The 16,539-nt window shown below is 51.4% G+C and carries 11 protein-coding genes; 4 read left to right on the forward strand and 7 right to left on the reverse strand.

What is annotated here, in order from left to right; all coding sequences use genetic code 11:
• Window positions 1–128: 128 nt before the first annotated feature.
• Genes SH573x_RS12435 through SH573x_RS12460 form a run of 6 tightly spaced genes read right to left on the reverse strand, consistent with a single transcriptional unit; the run spans window position 129 to window position 8,474 of the window.
• Window positions 129–3,563 carry an efflux RND transporter permease subunit gene (locus SH573x_RS12435; protein ID WP_479355464.1) on the reverse strand — a complete coding sequence of 1,145 codons (3,435 nt, stop codon included), beginning with the start codon at window positions 3,561–3,563 and terminating at the stop codon, window positions 129–131.
• 5 nt (window positions 3,564–3,568) lie between these two features.
• The gene (locus SH573x_RS12440) at window positions 3,569–5,749 is read right to left on the reverse strand and encodes an efflux RND transporter periplasmic adaptor subunit (protein WP_479356721.1); all 2,181 of its coding nucleotides are present in this window, start codon (window positions 5,747–5,749) and stop codon (window positions 3,569–3,571) included.
• A 42-nt stretch (window positions 5,750–5,791) separates the two neighbouring features.
• Window positions 5,792–6,697, reverse strand: coding sequence for a hypothetical protein (locus tag SH573x_RS12445; protein ID WP_479355466.1), 906 nt, complete (start codon window positions 6,695–6,697; stop codon window positions 5,792–5,794).
• A gap of 38 nt (window positions 6,698–6,735) precedes the next feature.
• Window positions 6,736–6,963 carry a hypothetical protein gene (locus SH573x_RS12450; RefSeq protein ID WP_479355468.1) on the reverse strand — a complete coding sequence of 76 codons (228 nt, stop codon included), beginning with the start codon at window positions 6,961–6,963 and terminating at the stop codon, window positions 6,736–6,738.
• 60 nt (window positions 6,964–7,023) lie between these two features.
• Entirely contained in the window at window positions 7,024–7,863 is an 840-nt protein-coding gene (locus SH573x_RS12455) for an anti-sigma factor family protein (protein WP_479355470.1), read from the reverse strand.
• 2 nt (window positions 7,864–7,865) lie between these two features.
• Window positions 7,866–8,474, reverse strand: coding sequence for an RNA polymerase sigma factor (locus SH573x_RS12460; RefSeq protein ID WP_479355472.1), 609 nt, complete (start codon window positions 8,472–8,474; stop codon window positions 7,866–7,868).
• 1,060 nt (window positions 8,475–9,534) lie between these two features.
• Here SH573x_RS12460 and SH573x_RS12465 point away from each other — a divergent pair.
• Both SH573x_RS12465 and SH573x_RS12470 read left to right on the forward strand, forming a co-directional pair.
• The gene (locus tag SH573x_RS12465; RefSeq protein ID WP_479355474.1) at window positions 9,535–9,753 is read left to right on the forward strand and encodes a heavy-metal-associated domain-containing protein; all 219 of its coding nucleotides are present in this window, start codon (window positions 9,535–9,537) and stop codon (window positions 9,751–9,753) included.
• A gap of 46 nt (window positions 9,754–9,799) precedes the next feature.
• Window positions 9,800–12,055: a heavy metal translocating P-type ATPase gene (locus SH573x_RS12470; protein WP_479355476.1), complete on the forward strand. Its 2,256-nt coding sequence runs from the start codon at window positions 9,800–9,802 to the stop codon at window positions 12,053–12,055.
• A gap of 357 nt (window positions 12,056–12,412) precedes the next feature.
• Here SH573x_RS12470 and SH573x_RS12475 read toward each other — a convergent pair whose 3' ends face one another.
• Window positions 12,413–13,540 carry a hypothetical protein gene (locus SH573x_RS12475; protein WP_479355478.1) on the reverse strand — a complete coding sequence of 376 codons (1,128 nt, stop codon included), beginning with the start codon at window positions 13,538–13,540 and terminating at the stop codon, window positions 12,413–12,415.
• Window positions 13,541–13,952: 412 nt separating this feature from the next.
• Here SH573x_RS12475 and SH573x_RS12480 point away from each other — a divergent pair, with 412 nt between their 5' ends.
• A complete protein-coding gene (locus tag SH573x_RS12480) occupies window positions 13,953–14,657 on the forward strand; it encodes a PEP-CTERM sorting domain-containing protein (protein ID WP_479355480.1) in 705 nt (234 codons plus the stop codon).
• 1,120 nt (window positions 14,658–15,777) lie between these two features.
• Window positions 15,778–16,458 carry a hypothetical protein gene (locus SH573x_RS12485; protein ID WP_479355482.1) on the forward strand — a complete coding sequence of 227 codons (681 nt, stop codon included), beginning with the start codon at window positions 15,778–15,780 and terminating at the stop codon, window positions 16,456–16,458.
• The last annotated feature ends 81 nt before the right edge of the window (window positions 16,459–16,539 follow it).

Genomic DNA, 16,539 nt, shown 5'->3' on the forward strand with positions numbered 1-16,539 from the left:
GCTACAACCGATGGATGGCAACACTCGCAAATACTTCCATCGGACTCGCCGCTCCCTGAGATGATCGTGAAAGGTTCGGAACCGGAGACCAAAGCTGGAAGCAACATAAGACAGTTGCCAAAATAGCCTTATACATTTGGTGAACTCGCTTGGTTTGAAAGGTGTAGCCCAGAGCCAAAAAGGTAAAAAAGTGCAGGAGTAACGACTTGGTCTAGAACGGTGGATGCAATCATGCCGCCAAACAAGACAATGGAAAGCGGATAAAGGATCTCCTTGCCAGGTTCGCCGTACCCGAACAACAAAGGAAGCAGTCCTACAAAGCTGGTCATGGCTGTCATCATTACAGGCGCGAGGCGTTCGAGGCTGCCGCGAATGATCATTTCCTTTCCAAATGGCATTCCATCAACTTCCATCAAGTGTTGATAATGCGAGATCATCATGATGCCGTTGCGACTAACAATGCCTATGAGCGTGATGAATCCCACCCAGTGCGCCAAAGATAAATGGGTCGCCTGAATCCAAATACCTGGCCAGAGATACCAAGCTTGGCCCACGAACTCAGAAGCTTCAGGTCTATTCACAATCAGGAGCGCAACGATCGCGCCAAACGCCGCCAATGGCACGTTCACAATCACCTGGAGTGCAGAACGCTGCGAGCCGAGGGCTTTCATCAGCAGCAGGTAGACGCCGACGATACTCAGCAGTGCAAATCCCCATAATCTGTATGTGGCCTGCTGCTGTGCTTCGAACTGCCCACTGTAGTCGAGATAATACTCTCCTGGCAGCTCATGAAGAGATTGCTCAACCGGCTGGAGTGCTAGTTTGATATCGCGTACGACACTCGCCAAGTCTCGCCCCTGGACATTGCAGAAAACGGCGACTCGGCGTTGAACGTGTTCACGATTGAGCACATTGGGGCCGGTCGTATCCAAGATTTCGGCAACTTGTGACAGTGCGACCTTCGCTCCGGAAGGTGTCTCGAGAATGGTTTCTTCTATGACATTAGGATCTCGGCGCGCCTTCTCGTCATACCAAACCACTAAGCCGAAGTACTTATCCTCTTCGATGACCTGTGAAACAATTCTGCCCTTGAAGGCCGTCTCCAACACTTCCGCCACGTCCCCCGGTGTAAGACCGTATCGTGAAGCCTCGTCACGCTTGACTCGCATCTGGAGTTGCGAAATCTCAATCTGTGGCTCAATCTGCAGGTCGACGATCCCGTCAGTCTCTTGCATCCTAGCCTGGATATCGTATGCCGCGGAGCGAAGTTCACGCAGATCAGGGCCAAATACCTTCACTGCGATCTGAGCCCGAATGCCGGACATCATGTGATCTAAACGATGGGAGATCGGCTGGCCGATATTGACGGCCGCACCCGGAATACTTGAAATTCGATCGCGTAGGTCCGCAATCACCGATTCCTGCGCTCGCCCCTGGTATTCAAAGCTCCAAAGATGGGCGATCGGAATCGCTCGCAGTACAGCATTGTGCCATCCCACTTTCTCAATCTTATGTTGAGCAAAGCGTACTTCGAATTCCGTGTTGTTTACACCTTCTGCATGCTCATCCAATTCGGCGCGTCCGGTCCGGCGGGCAACCGAGAGAACCTCTGGCACTTCAAGCAAGATATCTTCAACGCGTCCAGCAATTCTCTGGCTCTCGCCCAGGGAAGTGCCTGGTTCAAGTCGTAGATTGATTGTCGCTGTTCCTTCATTGAATGGCGGCAGGAACTCACCGCCCATCCAGGGAAGGGTCATGCAGCTGAGCAGAACTAATACGCTTACTCCAGCGAGGACTGTCCTTGGACGACCAAGCGTCCATCGCAGCAGTCGCTCGTCCCAATGCTTCAGCCAATGCATGATTAGAGGTTCGCGTCTATCGGCTAAGAACGGCCTGCGAGGCAGTAAAACACTCGCCAGTACAGGTGTGAAGGTTAAGGCGACCACCAACGAGCACAGTAAGGCGACGATGTAGGCAATACCCAGCGGTGCGAACAACCGCCCCTCGATTCCGGACATCATGAACAGCGGCAATACAACCAACACGACGATGAGAGTTGCGTAGACAATCGAGTTGCGAATCTCGCTCGATGCCGAGAAGATAACATCCAAGGCTGGCTCCTGAGCTTCAGTTGGCAACTGCTTGTTTTCGCGAAGTCGCCGATAAATGTTTTCAACGTCAACGATCGAATCGTCGACCAAGTCGCCGATGGCAACCGCGATCCCGCCAAGTGTCATCGTGTTTATGGTGATACCGAACAGGTAAAAGACGATGACGGTTAGCAATATTGACAGCGGCATGGATGACAATGAGCTGATGCTTGTACGAAAGTTGCCCATCAAAAGAAACAGAATCACGATTACCCAGATAGCGCCGTCTCGCACTGCTTCACTGACGTTGTCAACCGCCGCTTCAATGAAGTGGCTTAGGCGGAAAATTTCGGATTCAAGCTTTACGTCCGCTGGCAACTCTCGCTGAACCGAAGCCAACACATCGTTTATTCTTCGGTCGAGCTTTATCGTGTCCGCGTCGGGCTGCTTTTGAACGGTAAGCATTACCGCCATACCGCCTCTAAGCTCGCGGTACGGCCCGGTATGTGGTTGGCCAGGGAGAACGTGGTCGCTAGATGCAAGATGTGCGCCATCTTTCATCTGCGCATATTCCGCAGCTCGATCGACGGCGAAATTGACGTCTGGCTCAATCTTTACAACTGCAGAAGCGTCGCCGCGCTTAATCGGTCCGCCTAGTTTGACATCGGCCACATCGCCTATTCGTATAGGTACTTGCTCACGCCAGAGGATAGGAGTTGCGGCGACCTCCTCGAGAGTCAGCGATTGGCCCTGGATACGAAGTAGCGATTCTTTTTCGCCGCGATTCATTACACCGCCACCTGCAAGTACATTTGCTTTCGTGGTGGCGTCAGTTAGCTGTGCAAGGGTTACATTGCGAGCCGCCAGCCTCGAAGGGGAGGTGAGGACTTGATACTGCTTAAGAATTCCGCCCATCACGGAAACCTGCGATACGCCTTCAACGGCAAGGAGTCGATTGCGCACCGTGAACTCGCCCAGCGTGCGCAACTCCATCGCCTTTGCGTCTGCTTCAAACTCAGAACCCGGTTCAATATCGCTGCGAAGCGCGAGCAACATGATTTCACCCATGATGGATGAAATAGGTGCGAGCGTCGGGGTGGTACCCGCCGGCAGTCTTGATTGAGCCAGTTGCAACTTCTCATTCACGATCTGTCGATCAATGAAGATGTCGGTTCCCCAGTCAAACTCAACCCAAATGATCGAAAGACCGATGGCCGATGACGATCGAACGCGTTTGACTCCGGTCGCTCCGTTTAAGAGCAATTCGATCGGTCGCGTCACAAGCACTTCGACTTCTTCCGGAGCCAGGCCCGGTGCTTCGGTCATAATCGTCACCGTGGGACGATTAAGGTCAGGAAACACATCGACAGGCATGGTCCGAAGCAAAGATGCTCCGACCAGCATTACCAGCAGTGATGCAATCGCAACGATCGCCCGGTTTTGTAATGAGAAACGAATGATGCTGTCGAGCAAGGATACTACCTCAATGATGCAAAGGCCGTCTGTAACTCACGACCACCAACGGTGACGACCAACTCACCCGCTTCGATACCGTCAACAATTTCCGTGTACGCACCATCAGAGCGACCAATCTTTAGTCGGCGTCGATCGACGTATCCATCGTCCTTTTGAACAAAGCTGAAATAGTGCATCCCCTCGCGAAGGATCGCGGAAGAAGGGATCGCTAGAGTCGAAGTCGGACTTCCTATCGGCAAGACGACCGTAATCAATGCGCCTGAGCGAAGTTGCGGGCCACTTGAGGTCGCAATTGGTGTAAGCCATATCCTCTGTGTGCGAGTCGACTCGTTTACTGTTGGACCGATTCGTGAAACGACGACTGGAAAACGAATGTCTGGGTTGGCAAGTATTGTGGCGATGCCATTTACTTCTCCATGTAGAGAATGAGTCTCGTGCGATCGTATATGCGCCTCAATCCATACGGATTCGAGATTGTGAATTTCGACAAGAGGCTGGCTCGCTGAAACTGTTTCGCCTAATGTGACTACGGACGAGGTAATGCGCCCCGCAATGTTGGAGCGAAGTGGAAGATAGTCGAGGATTCGCCGTTCTTTGACGATTGATTCTATTTCGTTTTCAAGTAATCCCAACGTAGAAAGCTGTCGCCTTAGGCTCTCGGCCCGCGCCTTTAACTGGTCCGCTTCCGAGCGTGTTTCCAATACGATGCGTAGTGAAACCGCATCGCCTTTGACGCTATCGAGCCGATCAGCGCGACGAAGCGAGAGGTCGGCGTCAAGCGACGTGCTGATCAGGTCGAGCTGGAGCTTGTGAAATTCAGGCGAAGCAATCTCCATCAACATTTCACCGGCCTGAACGAATCGCCCCGGATTCAGTTTGTGCGACTGGACCGTTCCGTTTAATTGAGATGAAAGTACGCTTCGGTTCTCGGGGGGCAACGTCACGGACGCAGTTAGCTGCGTAGTCCAAGCAACTTCGCGGTGACTCGCTGGCTCGGTCCGTATCCCTAAACGTTGCTGGTCACTGCTAGAGAGCTTTAGAACGCCAAGAAAGAACAAGCTCGACAGCTCGTGACCTCCCTTTACCACCACTCGGTCACCAGGATAAATGTCGCCTTGGAGCACTTCGACCATCGGCTCGATTTGCTTATGCGCTTCCAGAGTACGCTTACCCAATTGGATAGTTTTCTTCCGATACTCTGCGGACGTCCGAGTCGATGCCTCTTCAATAAATACATAATTCTGTAGCCCATCGCTGTACACTGCCCGCTGCGGAACGGTGAGTTTCTCGTCTTGCTCTGATGTATAAACCGTGCCCTGACCAACAAGTCCAGGAATGATCGTTTGGTTTGCAAGTGTCACCCAAGCTGAACTGACTTGAGTCTGGGGATCTAAACCAGCATCCATTCGATCGAGAACGCCTTCGACCGAGATCGACGACGCAGGGAACTCAATCTTCACTCGGTTGCCTACTTTGGCCTTAAGAAAATCCTTTTCCAAGAGTTGAAGCCGAACCCATACTTCTTCGGTATTTACAATTTCAAATAGGTGTTCTAACGCCTCCACGTACTTGCCCTCTGCAAGGTCCGAGTGAAGGATCTGGCCAGCAATAGGCGAGCGAATGGGATAGTTCAACGAGCCAGATGCGCTGTTTTGAAAGGCATCGGGAGAAACGCCAAGAGTATGGACGCGAATTCTCGCGACTTCCACGCGGTTCTGGCTCTGCTCAACTGCGTTTTCGATTTCCAGCAATCGTTGCATCGGCACAGCACCGGCCAACGCAGTTGGTCTTGTCATGTCAAGAAGACGCTGGTTAAGCCTTAAATCATTAGCTGCTTGCTGATAATCCAGTTTGAGCAGTTCCAGCTCACGGCTACTCAACTCGGCAATGATCTGGTCCTTTTTCACAAAGTCCCCAGGACGCGACAGAAGTTTGGCTATGCGACCAGAAATCTGCGCCGAGCCGAACGCCTTTGCTTGCCACGGCGTAACAGCCTCCGCATAGACCGTCATTGTGGAAGCAACGGTGCCTACCACAAGTTCTTCCGTTTGAAGTCCAATGGCATCCCGCGCTTGCGCTGACAATGTCAGTTGACCATTCTCTGTATCAACTTGGACACCCTTGGTGGGAAGCGGTTGATGCCCCTCATGGCCGCGAGCCGCCGACGTAGTCAGGGCAAGCATTAACACTGCGATGATTCGAGCTTGCGATGGAAGAGTCATAACCTACTTCTTGATAAAACTATCTGGATCAGGCAGCGGGTCCGTTGACTCTTTAGCGGAAGCCAAAAATTCGTCGACGCACGGAGGGCAACAGAACTCGTAAGGCTTACCATCGATAATCCACGTAAATTTGGAATTCGCCTTTGTTCCTGAGATAGGACACAGCATGTCGCCGACTTCTGGCTTCATGTCATGTTCCGACTTTATCCCTTTGAACTTTGGCGAAGCCGTCATATTGCCATTGGCTTCGATGTCCGCAGCGGTGTAACGACCGCCCGGTGTCAAATACAATTCTCGTTCTGCTTCGTTAGCGACCTTAGCCGGCATGTCGGACGATTGATCATGACTCTCCTGTCCAGAGACAAAACCCAGACGAAATCGCTCGCCATCGATTCGAATGTTTGGAATGGTTACATCCAGCTTGCGCCCCACCAGCTCCTGTGGCAGTTGCCCCATGAAAAGCGAAGTCCTCCCAGGGCTGTCGCCGTCCTGTGGGGATGCCTCAAATGAAATTGATTTGGAATCCGCATCCCCTTCTGCTTTGACAAACCCATTCAGCGTCTGGCTTTCCACGTCGATAACTCGACTTTCATCCTTGCCAAGGGTGTAAAGCCGAACGGCACCTGCTGAATCGATGACCGCTTCCACGTGATAACTGTCTCTCCCCAGTGAAATCATGATGCCGCCGTGGGCACCCGGGATATGACCATGTTCACTGTCAACGTCGCCGGCGCCTGAGTTCGTTGCAGATCTTTCATCGCTTGAAACGCCAGCCTTTTCCCTCTCAACGCGTGGCGCAGTCTGATCTGCGGTCTTGTCCGAATGCGACGGATTACACCCACTAACGAAGAGCAGTGTGGTCACCGCTAAGGGAAGAATGAACAAACAACGCAAGTTCCATCTTTTCATTTCTAAATACCTTCAGTCTAAACAGTAGAATCGAACGGTTACTTCTTGCGCGACGCTTCGTAAAGGTCATCAAGCGGGGACAAGAACTTGGCTTGGTCGGCTGTCATCTTCTTTACACATGGCGGGCAACAGACATATACAATGTGCCCGCCGACAATATCGTGCTTGGATTGGGCATCATATGTTTCGTCTTTTGTTGTTTGCGCATAACTTGATGCTGCCGCAGAGAGAGCGAAAACGAGAGCGAGAATACTGTTCTTGATCATGGTTTAGTTCTTTATAGAACAGGGAGTTGGAAAGGGATGTCGAATTCGTCGAAGCGGTACTTACAACTTCAGAGACGCTACCCAGTGATTCACTTCAGTCAGATCAACTGCGCCGACGATCGTCATTTGCCGATCTTGGTTTCTCCAGCTAACGGCTAGTTGTCCTGCCGACTCAATAATCTTGCAAGGCATGCCCACGCACTGCGTCTCGATTGACGGGGAGTCGCCAAACCAGACAGGTTGCTCATCTCTGTGTTCAAAGACAATCAGTGATGTGCCGTCGCTTCGCTCACAAATAGTTGCCGAACATTTGCAGCATGGCATGTTCAAAACGTGTGTTGACACACGAGTGAACCCTTCGGGAACAACTTTGAATAATGCTGGCTGATAGCCAAGGTATTTCGTAGTTTCTTCGGTACCTAGTTCACGGCCATCGTACTTCTCGCTCAGTTTGGCCAAGGCGAGCTGAGGTTCCGTTCTGGCTGCACGGAATACCTCTGCAAAATCTACGGCTGTGGAAGCATGCGTGTGCAACGCATAATCCGAACCGTGCTTGTCGGGAGTAACATAGCGCAGTGCTGCGACTACAAGAAAAACTGCGGCAGCGGCGGCCAAAATTGAAGTGCCATAGCGCTTCGCCCAAGCGTTCCACTGGGATTCTGTTGAAGCAAGTGTCACAACTGGAGTTTCGAGTTTGCGAGAAACTCGTTCCCATACTGCATCCGTATCGACTACCCGCTCCGAACGTCGCATCAATACGCCCATCGAGCGGTATTCAGACATCAGCCCACGGCATGCTTCGCAACGCTCAACATGCTCCTCCAGTTGGAGACGAGCCGCTGCGTCAAGCTCGTGGTCGACGTACACCGACAAGTGCTCTGCAACAATATCGCAATTCATATTTATGCCTCCCAACCCAAGTGGGTCAGAGAAGTCCTCAATTCGTTTCTAGCCTTGTTCAGTCGTGAACCAACAGTACCTTCGGGAATGCCCAGAACGCTTGCGATCGCTGAGTATCCAAGCCCTTCGACTTCTTTCATGTGCAAAATCGCTCGTTGTTCACCCGTGATTTGCTGCATAGCTAACTCAAGAACCTCAATATCTTCGTCTGCTTTGATCTTTTGATTAACAGTTAAAGACACTTCTCCAGCCTCCGCGACTTTTTGAATACGCAGTTCTTCTCGTTTCATTTTTCGCAGGTACTGCAAGCTCTGATTAACAGCCATGCGGTGCGCCCATGTTTCAAGCGTCGATTCGAAACGAAACTGACTAAGCCTTGAAAACAAGTGGATAACGAAGTCCTGCATTACGTCGTCAGCATGACTATCGCCAACAATTTTTCGAATGACTCGATAGCACCTAGCTGCCAATAGCTCATAAATGTGCTTTTGTGACTCTCGATGTCCGTTGCTGGCACGACTAATCCACAGCGTCAATTCTTCTGTAGTCAGCGGTGATGCGCGATCCTCCGCTTTTCCATTCATCTCATTGGATGACTCTGTTGGTATCATTCTTCACTCCTTCCCGCCGAAAAGAGAAAACTGCCCGAAACTTTCGGTAGCTTCGAGCAGGACTCAGTCTCAGACCGTACTTGTCGATCTAGCGAGGGCAGCAAGGTTGAACTACTGCACAGCAATCAGCATGTTTCATGCAGCGGATAGGTTCGCTAACGAAGGCCTCAGACGCTGCATTCGTGCTTTGCTGACTTGCATTTACAGAGTAGGAAACTGCGGAAAGAGCGAGAGCGCCCAGAAGAGTGAGTTTTGCCAACATGATTCACCTATTTTGTATAAGAAACTAAAAAGCCAGTGGTATGTGCCTGAAGTTAAGCACACAGCCAGTCAACAAGTCCGAAGCTAACGGATTGTGGGGCTTTTCATTTCTTCCAAATACAGGTGATCGACTGCCAGGAACAACCCGCGAAGGGAATTGGAACTTCATGTCTTTGAAACACAATCCGTTGTGCACGAGGGATGATGTCCCAAGTCGCTTGGGTAGTCGCGATATACTGCACAGCAATGGACGGAGATCGAGGTTCGAGTTGAGCACTAGCGCTAGAAATGGCTTTCGCGCATTGGCATTCGTTGCTCCCTGCAACGCTGGAACTTCGAAGTCCCTTGGAATTCACACTTGTCGCAACGGATGCTTGGGAAGCAGCACATTTGGGGCATTTCGGCGCAAGGGACACGTTTAGCATCGCCTGATCAACGCTGACTGACGCAGACACGTGCGCAGTCGTCAGACTTGCAATGATCGTTCGCGAGAGGCAGCAACACGAAACCCCGCCAAAGATCTGGCTGTACGCAACCGCGAACAGCAAAACGATATGGAGGGTTAGTGATGACATGACTTGTGGTTCTTCTTCAAATTTCGAGGCTGACGTGCTTTTGATGGACGGCAAGCCGCGTTCCTTCACGGAATTTCCGATTTTTTCCGATTTTGGTTCCGCGAGTCGAAGTGCGGGCAGATTTCCTCGCGAACAGGCCCATTCTACCTGAAGAATCGGTGACGTGCCGGCATCCAACCTAGCGATACGGCCACTTCATCTCTATGCCATTAACGGAGGTAAAAATGAACCAAGAACCACGTAAACAGGTTTTCCAGATCACTGGCATGACTTGCGGACATTGTAAATCAGCGGTTGAGTCAGCCATCCGAGCCACCGATGGCGTAACCGCCGCCCAGGTTGATTTGAAAGCAGGAAAAGCAGTTGTCGAGGGGCAATTCGTCGACAAATCAATCGTGGCCTCCGTCGAAGAAGCCGGCTATGAAGCAGTAGCCTCTAATTAGCAACCTCTAGCCAAGTGGTGGGGCTTTTCAATCGAGGAGAAAGAAAATGATGAATGCTGAGCAGACGATCGAGATTGGCGTAAAGGGCATGACCTGCGCTGCGTGTGTCCGACGCGTCGAGAACGGACTGCGCAAGATTCCATCCGTGACCAGCGCTTCAGTCAACCTCGCGACGGAACGTGCGGCGGTCGAGTTCGACCATTTACCACAAGCTGGCGAACTCGAAACGATCCAAGTGGCGATTACAAAGCTGGGCTATGAGGCAGTTGAGCTCTCCACGATACGAAACGCGGGGTCGATTGAGGGCAACGATTTAGAAGCTCAGCATTTGTGGCATTTGTTCGTCGGGGCAACGATCTTTGCATTACCGATCGTCGTGCTTGCGATGGCTCCCATGTTGTCCGGCGGAGTAATGAGTTTGATGATGTCCTGGTTGTCGATGGAGCAGTGGAATTGGGTTATGTTCGGCTTGGCCATTCCTGTTCAATTCTGGTTCGGCGGACGCTTCCTTCGACTGGGCGCAAAGAGCCTCTTCTCAACATCTCCCGATATGAATTCGCTGATTCTTCTGGGCACGATGGCCGCTTTCCTCTACAGCTCCGTCGTCACGGTTTTCCCCCAGTGGATTCCTCCGCAGTCGCGGCATGTCTACTTCGAGGCGTCAGCAGTGGTGATCACGCTGATCTTGTTAGGCAAGTTCCTAGAAACCAAGTCCAGACATCAAGCGTCTGACGCTATGAAGGTACTGCTAAAACTGGTCCCGAAAATGGCCACGGTTATACGCAATGGTGAAGCGGTGACCATTCCTGCGGAGGCTGTTGTCCTCAATGATATTGTTGAAGTCCGGCCAGGATCGGCCATCGCGGTGGACGGTATGGTCGTTAGCGGCTCTACCTATATTGATGAGAGCATGGTGACTGGTGAGAGCGTACCAGTGGCCAAGGAAGCGGGGGACGAAGTGGTGGCAGGTACGATCAACGGCAGCGGAAGTATTCAGTTTCGCGCCACTGCCATCGGAGCCGACACGACTTTAGCGAAGATCGTGGCGTTCGTTGAATCTGCGCAGGCTTCGAAGCCGCGCATTCAAGGCATTGCTGATCGAGTCGTCGCGTACTTTGTGCCCGTGGTATTGGTGATCGCACTGCTTACTTCCCTTGCATGGCTTTTCGCGATGCCAGGTGGTTCAATCGATCAAGCACTCATCCATGCGGTCGCTGTACTCATTATTGCTTGCCCATGTGCAATGGGACTCGCGGTTCCGACGAGTGTGATGGTGGGTACGGGCAAGGCGGCGCAACAAGGGATTCTGTTTCGCTCGACGGATGCCATCGAGTCTTTGAGCCAAGTTGCATTGATCGCTTTTGATAAAACCGGAACGCTGACAGTTGGAAGACCGCATCTCTCGTTATTTCACGCGTTGCCACCGTTTTCAAGCGACGACTTGCTGGCCCAACTGGCTCTCGTAGAGCAGCGATCGGAGCACCCCTTGGCCAGGGCTATTGTGGATGCCGCTGCCAAGGGGCGCAAGTCGCCTCTTACCGTTACCAGCTTCAAGGCCATTGCAGGCGCGGGAGTTGAAGCCGAATTATCCAACGGTCACACGGTACTCATCGGCTCGGAAAAAATGATGCGAGAACGCCGCATCGATACATCGTCGTTGGATGCACAAGTAGCTGATGCAATGTCCGAGGGGAGCGGATACTTTTTTGCGGCCGTCAACGGTTCGCTCGCCGCGCTCATGATCGTGTCAGATCCCATCAAACCGTCGACGCCAAGTGCAGTGGAGCAACTAAAACAATCGGGCTATGAAGTGGCGCTCATCTCAGGTGACAATGAGCGAACCGCATTATCCATTGCAGATCGCTGCGGGATACCAGCAACGATGGTCTATGCGGAAGTGCGTCCGAATGACAAGGCAGACGTGGTATACGCGCTCAAGCGAGACGGACGACGTGTGGCTTTCGTGGGCGATGGCTTGAACGATGCTCCAGCATTAACGATCGCCGATGTCGGCATCGCGATGGGCACAGGAACAGACCTTGCGATCGAGAGCGCCGACGTGATCGCGATGTCTGGCGACATTCAGAACATTCCGCGTGCGATAAGCTTGTCGAAGGCCGTGATGTTGAATATCAAGCAGAATTTGGGCTGGGCATTTGGCTACAACATTTTGCTAATCCCCATTGCAACCGGCCTGCTTAAGCCCGTGACGGGTCTGAGTCTGTCACCGATAGCGGCAGGTCTGGCGATGAGTCTTTCTAGCTTTTTTGTCGTGACAAACGCATTGCGATTAAGGTCGTGACGATGAGTTCGGTTTCGAGCCGCACCTGAAGAGCGGCCCGCAACAACTGGCTCTTCATTTCACTTCCAGGTTGTTGCTATGCAATCATTTCTGAACGTGCTCGGCCTTCTGCAACGGGCAGGCTGTGACACGATATCGTCGATCAAGTTCGCAACGGATGACGAACTGCTACGCGTCAAACGATTCGGAAATAGACGCCTGGCGAAAGGTCGAGCTGCGCTTGTTGAGCACGGGTTCTAAATCTGAGGGGACGTCGCAGTCCCTGATGCAACGAGTGGGAAAATTAGCGAAGCGTCGTTAGGACTCGTTGTTCGCCCAAAGACGCTTCGCGAGAGCAGAAAAAAATTGAGTGATCTATTACCAGCGTTCGATCGCGATCGACTTTCCGTCGATATCGATGTGATCAGCCAAAACTACGTTGTAGTCTTGAAATCGTACAGGAACGCCACTAACAACAATCTTCGTCTCGGGCTCAATCTTGACCTTCAGTTTGTCAGCGGGTCCTAGATCGATGATTCTGCGATCCTCGCCGACTTGAATGATCGCCAGGACATGTTCCACACCTTTGACTTCAGCTTGACTAATGTCCACAACTTGGCCAGTGAGTTTTGGACCACTGCGCGTAATGACAACTTCCTTTTCCTGTCCAATAGAAACGCTCTCAGCGATCAGAATGCGTTTCTCGCCTACCTTTTCGAGTGGTCCAGTTGCGGTGAGTGCATCGCCTTCGCTTATCTCGACCTTTCCTTTCCAATGGTCGGATGGACCAAGATCAACGATCGTTTCCGGGGCATCCGTGTCAGTTGTTTGAAGCTTTGCAATCAGGTTTTCTGAACCGTTTACCTTCGCCAATTTAGTTGCTTCAACCTTACCCTTTATCGTATGGCGGTGCGAATCGCTTAGCTGGTCGTTGGTCGCTGCCACGTTTTCCGGCGTGCTGAAATCCAGCTGATCATAAGCCTGATATGCGCCGCTTTGATCTTCATCGCGATAGACCGTCAGTGAATCATAAAAACCGTCATCGTCAAGATCGTAATATCGCGATGCGGTACTGTAGTAGGTTGATCCAGACGTAGGCGGAGAATAGTAGGTTGGACTGTAAGTGTAGTAGTCGTAGAACCAGCTGCGTTGGGTGTTAGGCTGGGCAGTTGTGTAGCCGTATCGCGCGTTGGCCGATGCGTTCGCTGCGACTGCAGCCCGATTTGTTGCATTGGTAGCTGCATTTGCCGCTCGCTGTGCGGCGTTAGCGGCTCGGCTTACTCCAGCTTGAACTCGATTTTGAGTCACCCAAGGGTCAAGTTGGGACCATGTCTGCTCACTAAAGTATGGCGTGCGATTGTTACGTCGGACATCTTGCCTGGTCTCTTGCCGCTCATCACGCCGCTCTTGGCGACCTGGTTGACGGGGCGCTTGAGCTAAAAGTTCCTGTGAAAACAGGACAATACACCCGACCGCGAGAAGCCTTCGCAATACTAACTTACGCATCTTTTCACCTATTTTTGAACTTGCCTGCTATCTAAGGTCCACCGATTTGACGGACAGTGCCTAGAAGGGCTGCAAGTTAAAACGCAAAGTTTGTGCCACGAAGTTGTGTATGCGATTTGAACAAGACAGCTGAAAGTCAAAGCGTCTCAAATCAGAACTTTTCGCGAATGGTGTTCTCACCACGGCAAAAAGGAGCCAGATTCTCGCCCGAACATTTCAGACAGTCAGTACCTATCTTTCGAGATGGTTCTAGAAGTTGTCATGTGTTCGCTCTCGGCCGATCAATCATCTGAAATCTCGGGAGTTTGACACGGCTCGGATGCATCCTACAAAAGCATGCACCAAAACTTGAATTCAAAAAGGACGCCAACTAGACTCCTTTTGAACCCCCTTTTCAAGGAGCATACATGCCATGATTTTTCGAAGTTTGTTCGCAATTACGACACTGATCACTTGTTTGCCGTCTGCGAATGCTGCAATTGTGGTCTTCAACGCCCAGGGGGTTATCACCACTGTCAATCAGAATGGCCAGAACGGTACACCGATTCCAAACGCTGGTCAAATCAATCTGGGCGACACTTTTACTGCAAGCTTTAGCTACGATACCGCTTCTGCTGGAGCCGATTTGATTCCGGGCAATCCTGCAACTGGGACCTACATTATTGCCGCTGGAGCAAATAATTCCGTTTCGATAACAATAGACGGATTGACCTTCCAGTCGAATGCTGGATTGATTTCACAAACGTTCAACAACACGGTTTCGACGTTGTCCAACAACACCGACCTCCTCGCAGTTCAGTCGGGGAACAACTCGCTTCCGGCACTTTGGTCCGGTGGTTCAACTGCGACGATAGGCATCGCAGATCCTACAGGATTAGCAATGCCAGGAGATGCGCTGCCTACATCCATATCCTCTTTGTTCTCCTCAGGTCTAATGCAGATATCCTTCGCTGGCGGAGCCACAATTAACGGTAATCCTATCAGCGGCTTGTTTATTGAAGGATCCTTCAATATTGCCGCAGTACCTGAACCGTCATCGCTGGCACTTCTTGGCCTTGTGATACCAGCAGTTTATTCGCAGCGAAAACGTCTCAAACTTCAAAAAAGGCCAACTTAATTCTCAGCCCAAGACAGCCTCGTCTCGCGTCCTGAGAGCCCCAGCATCGTGCGAAGTCATGGCAATGATGGTCAACAGATCGCATTTTTTCGCTTGGATGGAGACATCTAAGAAGTGAATTACGCCTATTTATATTCACCTATGCGAACCGAGGAGCAGCTACGCAGACTAGTTAAACTGGCAGGTAGAGAAGTCTGGATACAAACGAAAAAGCAGGCGTAAAGCGGCTCGCGAAAATAGTAACTTTTGCAGAACCTGATCGGTGCTTTCTGTCGATAAAGATAGTGCTCGAAACGCGAAGGGTCTTAATCGAATCCGCACTATTGAGCCTCAGGTAGCCCACGGCGCAGCATTATCCCATAAGCTCTCGCCGTGGGCTTTCTTCGTAATCGGCGTCGTTCCTATTGCAACTCACCCAGTAGCCAAGATAGCGCGTTTTCTGGATCTGTGAATGCCCTAATCGAACACAAGTTGGTTTTCGCCGAGATCGCGGTGAGCAGGTAGGGCATAACGTGTGTGGATTGAACCACAACATACGCGACTCTTGATTTGAATCGGTGCGCAAGCAATTAAGCTAACGGCCATCTTCGGAATGTCCTCGGGCGGAACGGCACCAGTTAGGTGACCAAAATCGACTTCTCCAGATGGAAGGTCTTTTCAGATAATAAAATCAACTATATCCGATACACCTTGCGTGCCTGATCCTTGGGTAGCCAGTCAACCGAGTGCTTGAATCCCTGCAATGACGCAAACGAGATTGTCGCAGACGTCATGTTCTCTTGAACGTGAACGTCTTTGACTTCGCGTTAGGGAAAGTCTGCGAAGGTCATTCGCCCAAGTACCTTCTGCCTGACGATCATCAAACGGTGGCTTGTAAGCACAACTGCGTCGGGTGAAAAGTTCGCAATCGGACGTGGCTGGATTGCCATGTACAACGGCTTCTCACTGCTCATGCAGATTTGGTTGACACGTTCGAGAACCTTGGCCACCATACTCGTATCCTGACCCTCGAAGTAATATCGTTTTGAGGGACCTCTAGCATTCGTCTGGGCCATATTCGGGATTCGCAGTAACTTCGTTGGGGTCAGTCGTGTACGTGCGAGGTGATAAAGCCGAAAACATGATCACGATCGACAGCTTAGAGGGATTGACGTTTGCAAGGTGCGAAAGGTCGTTTCTTTCAGACTTAGTTTTTAAAACGTTGTTCACTAGAGAGGACCTTCCAGGCGAAGGATTTTGTAGCAACGACGGCTCGAAAATCCACTGGGACCTAACGCAGCTTTTAGGATTACCATCTGTCTGTCCTTACGAAGAGCTGGGTGAGAGCTTGGTCTATGATTACAACTTCGTTTTTACGGCCGCAAAGTCTGCGAATTACATTAAGACCACAGGGGAGCCGTTTTTTATCTCGAAGTACTCGCTTGGAAAAAGACGACTATTGCATTTTCTCGGTGAGTTCAAATGGAGGTTGAATGGTTGTGAATCATTGCCATCCATCGCCTGGCTCCGAGACACATATTTACATGCGGCGTGGCCAGGAATAGACCGTGGATTGGCAGATCGAGTGCTCGATAGTGCGAAGAATGTTTTTCCGGCGAAGGAAGCCATATTTGGATTTGTCACCGATGAACTGGTTGGAGCGATTGAATTTCGCGTACATCTGGGAAAAACCCGGTACCTGGTAGACTGCTGGGCGTTGCTGCGCCGCGAAGACGGCCTAGAAGCTAAAAAGCCACGCGAGGTCTACTTTCCCTTAGACGACGTTGGTCAAAAACTGCTGTTGCTGGGAGAACTTATTTAAATGACACATGCTCGCCTGGGGTTCGAAGTGACTAGTAGCCAAAGCAGTTGGCTGGACGTTGAGATCGAAATGTGGAATGAG

It is taken from the genome of Rania fehmarnensis (assembly GCF_056494185.1).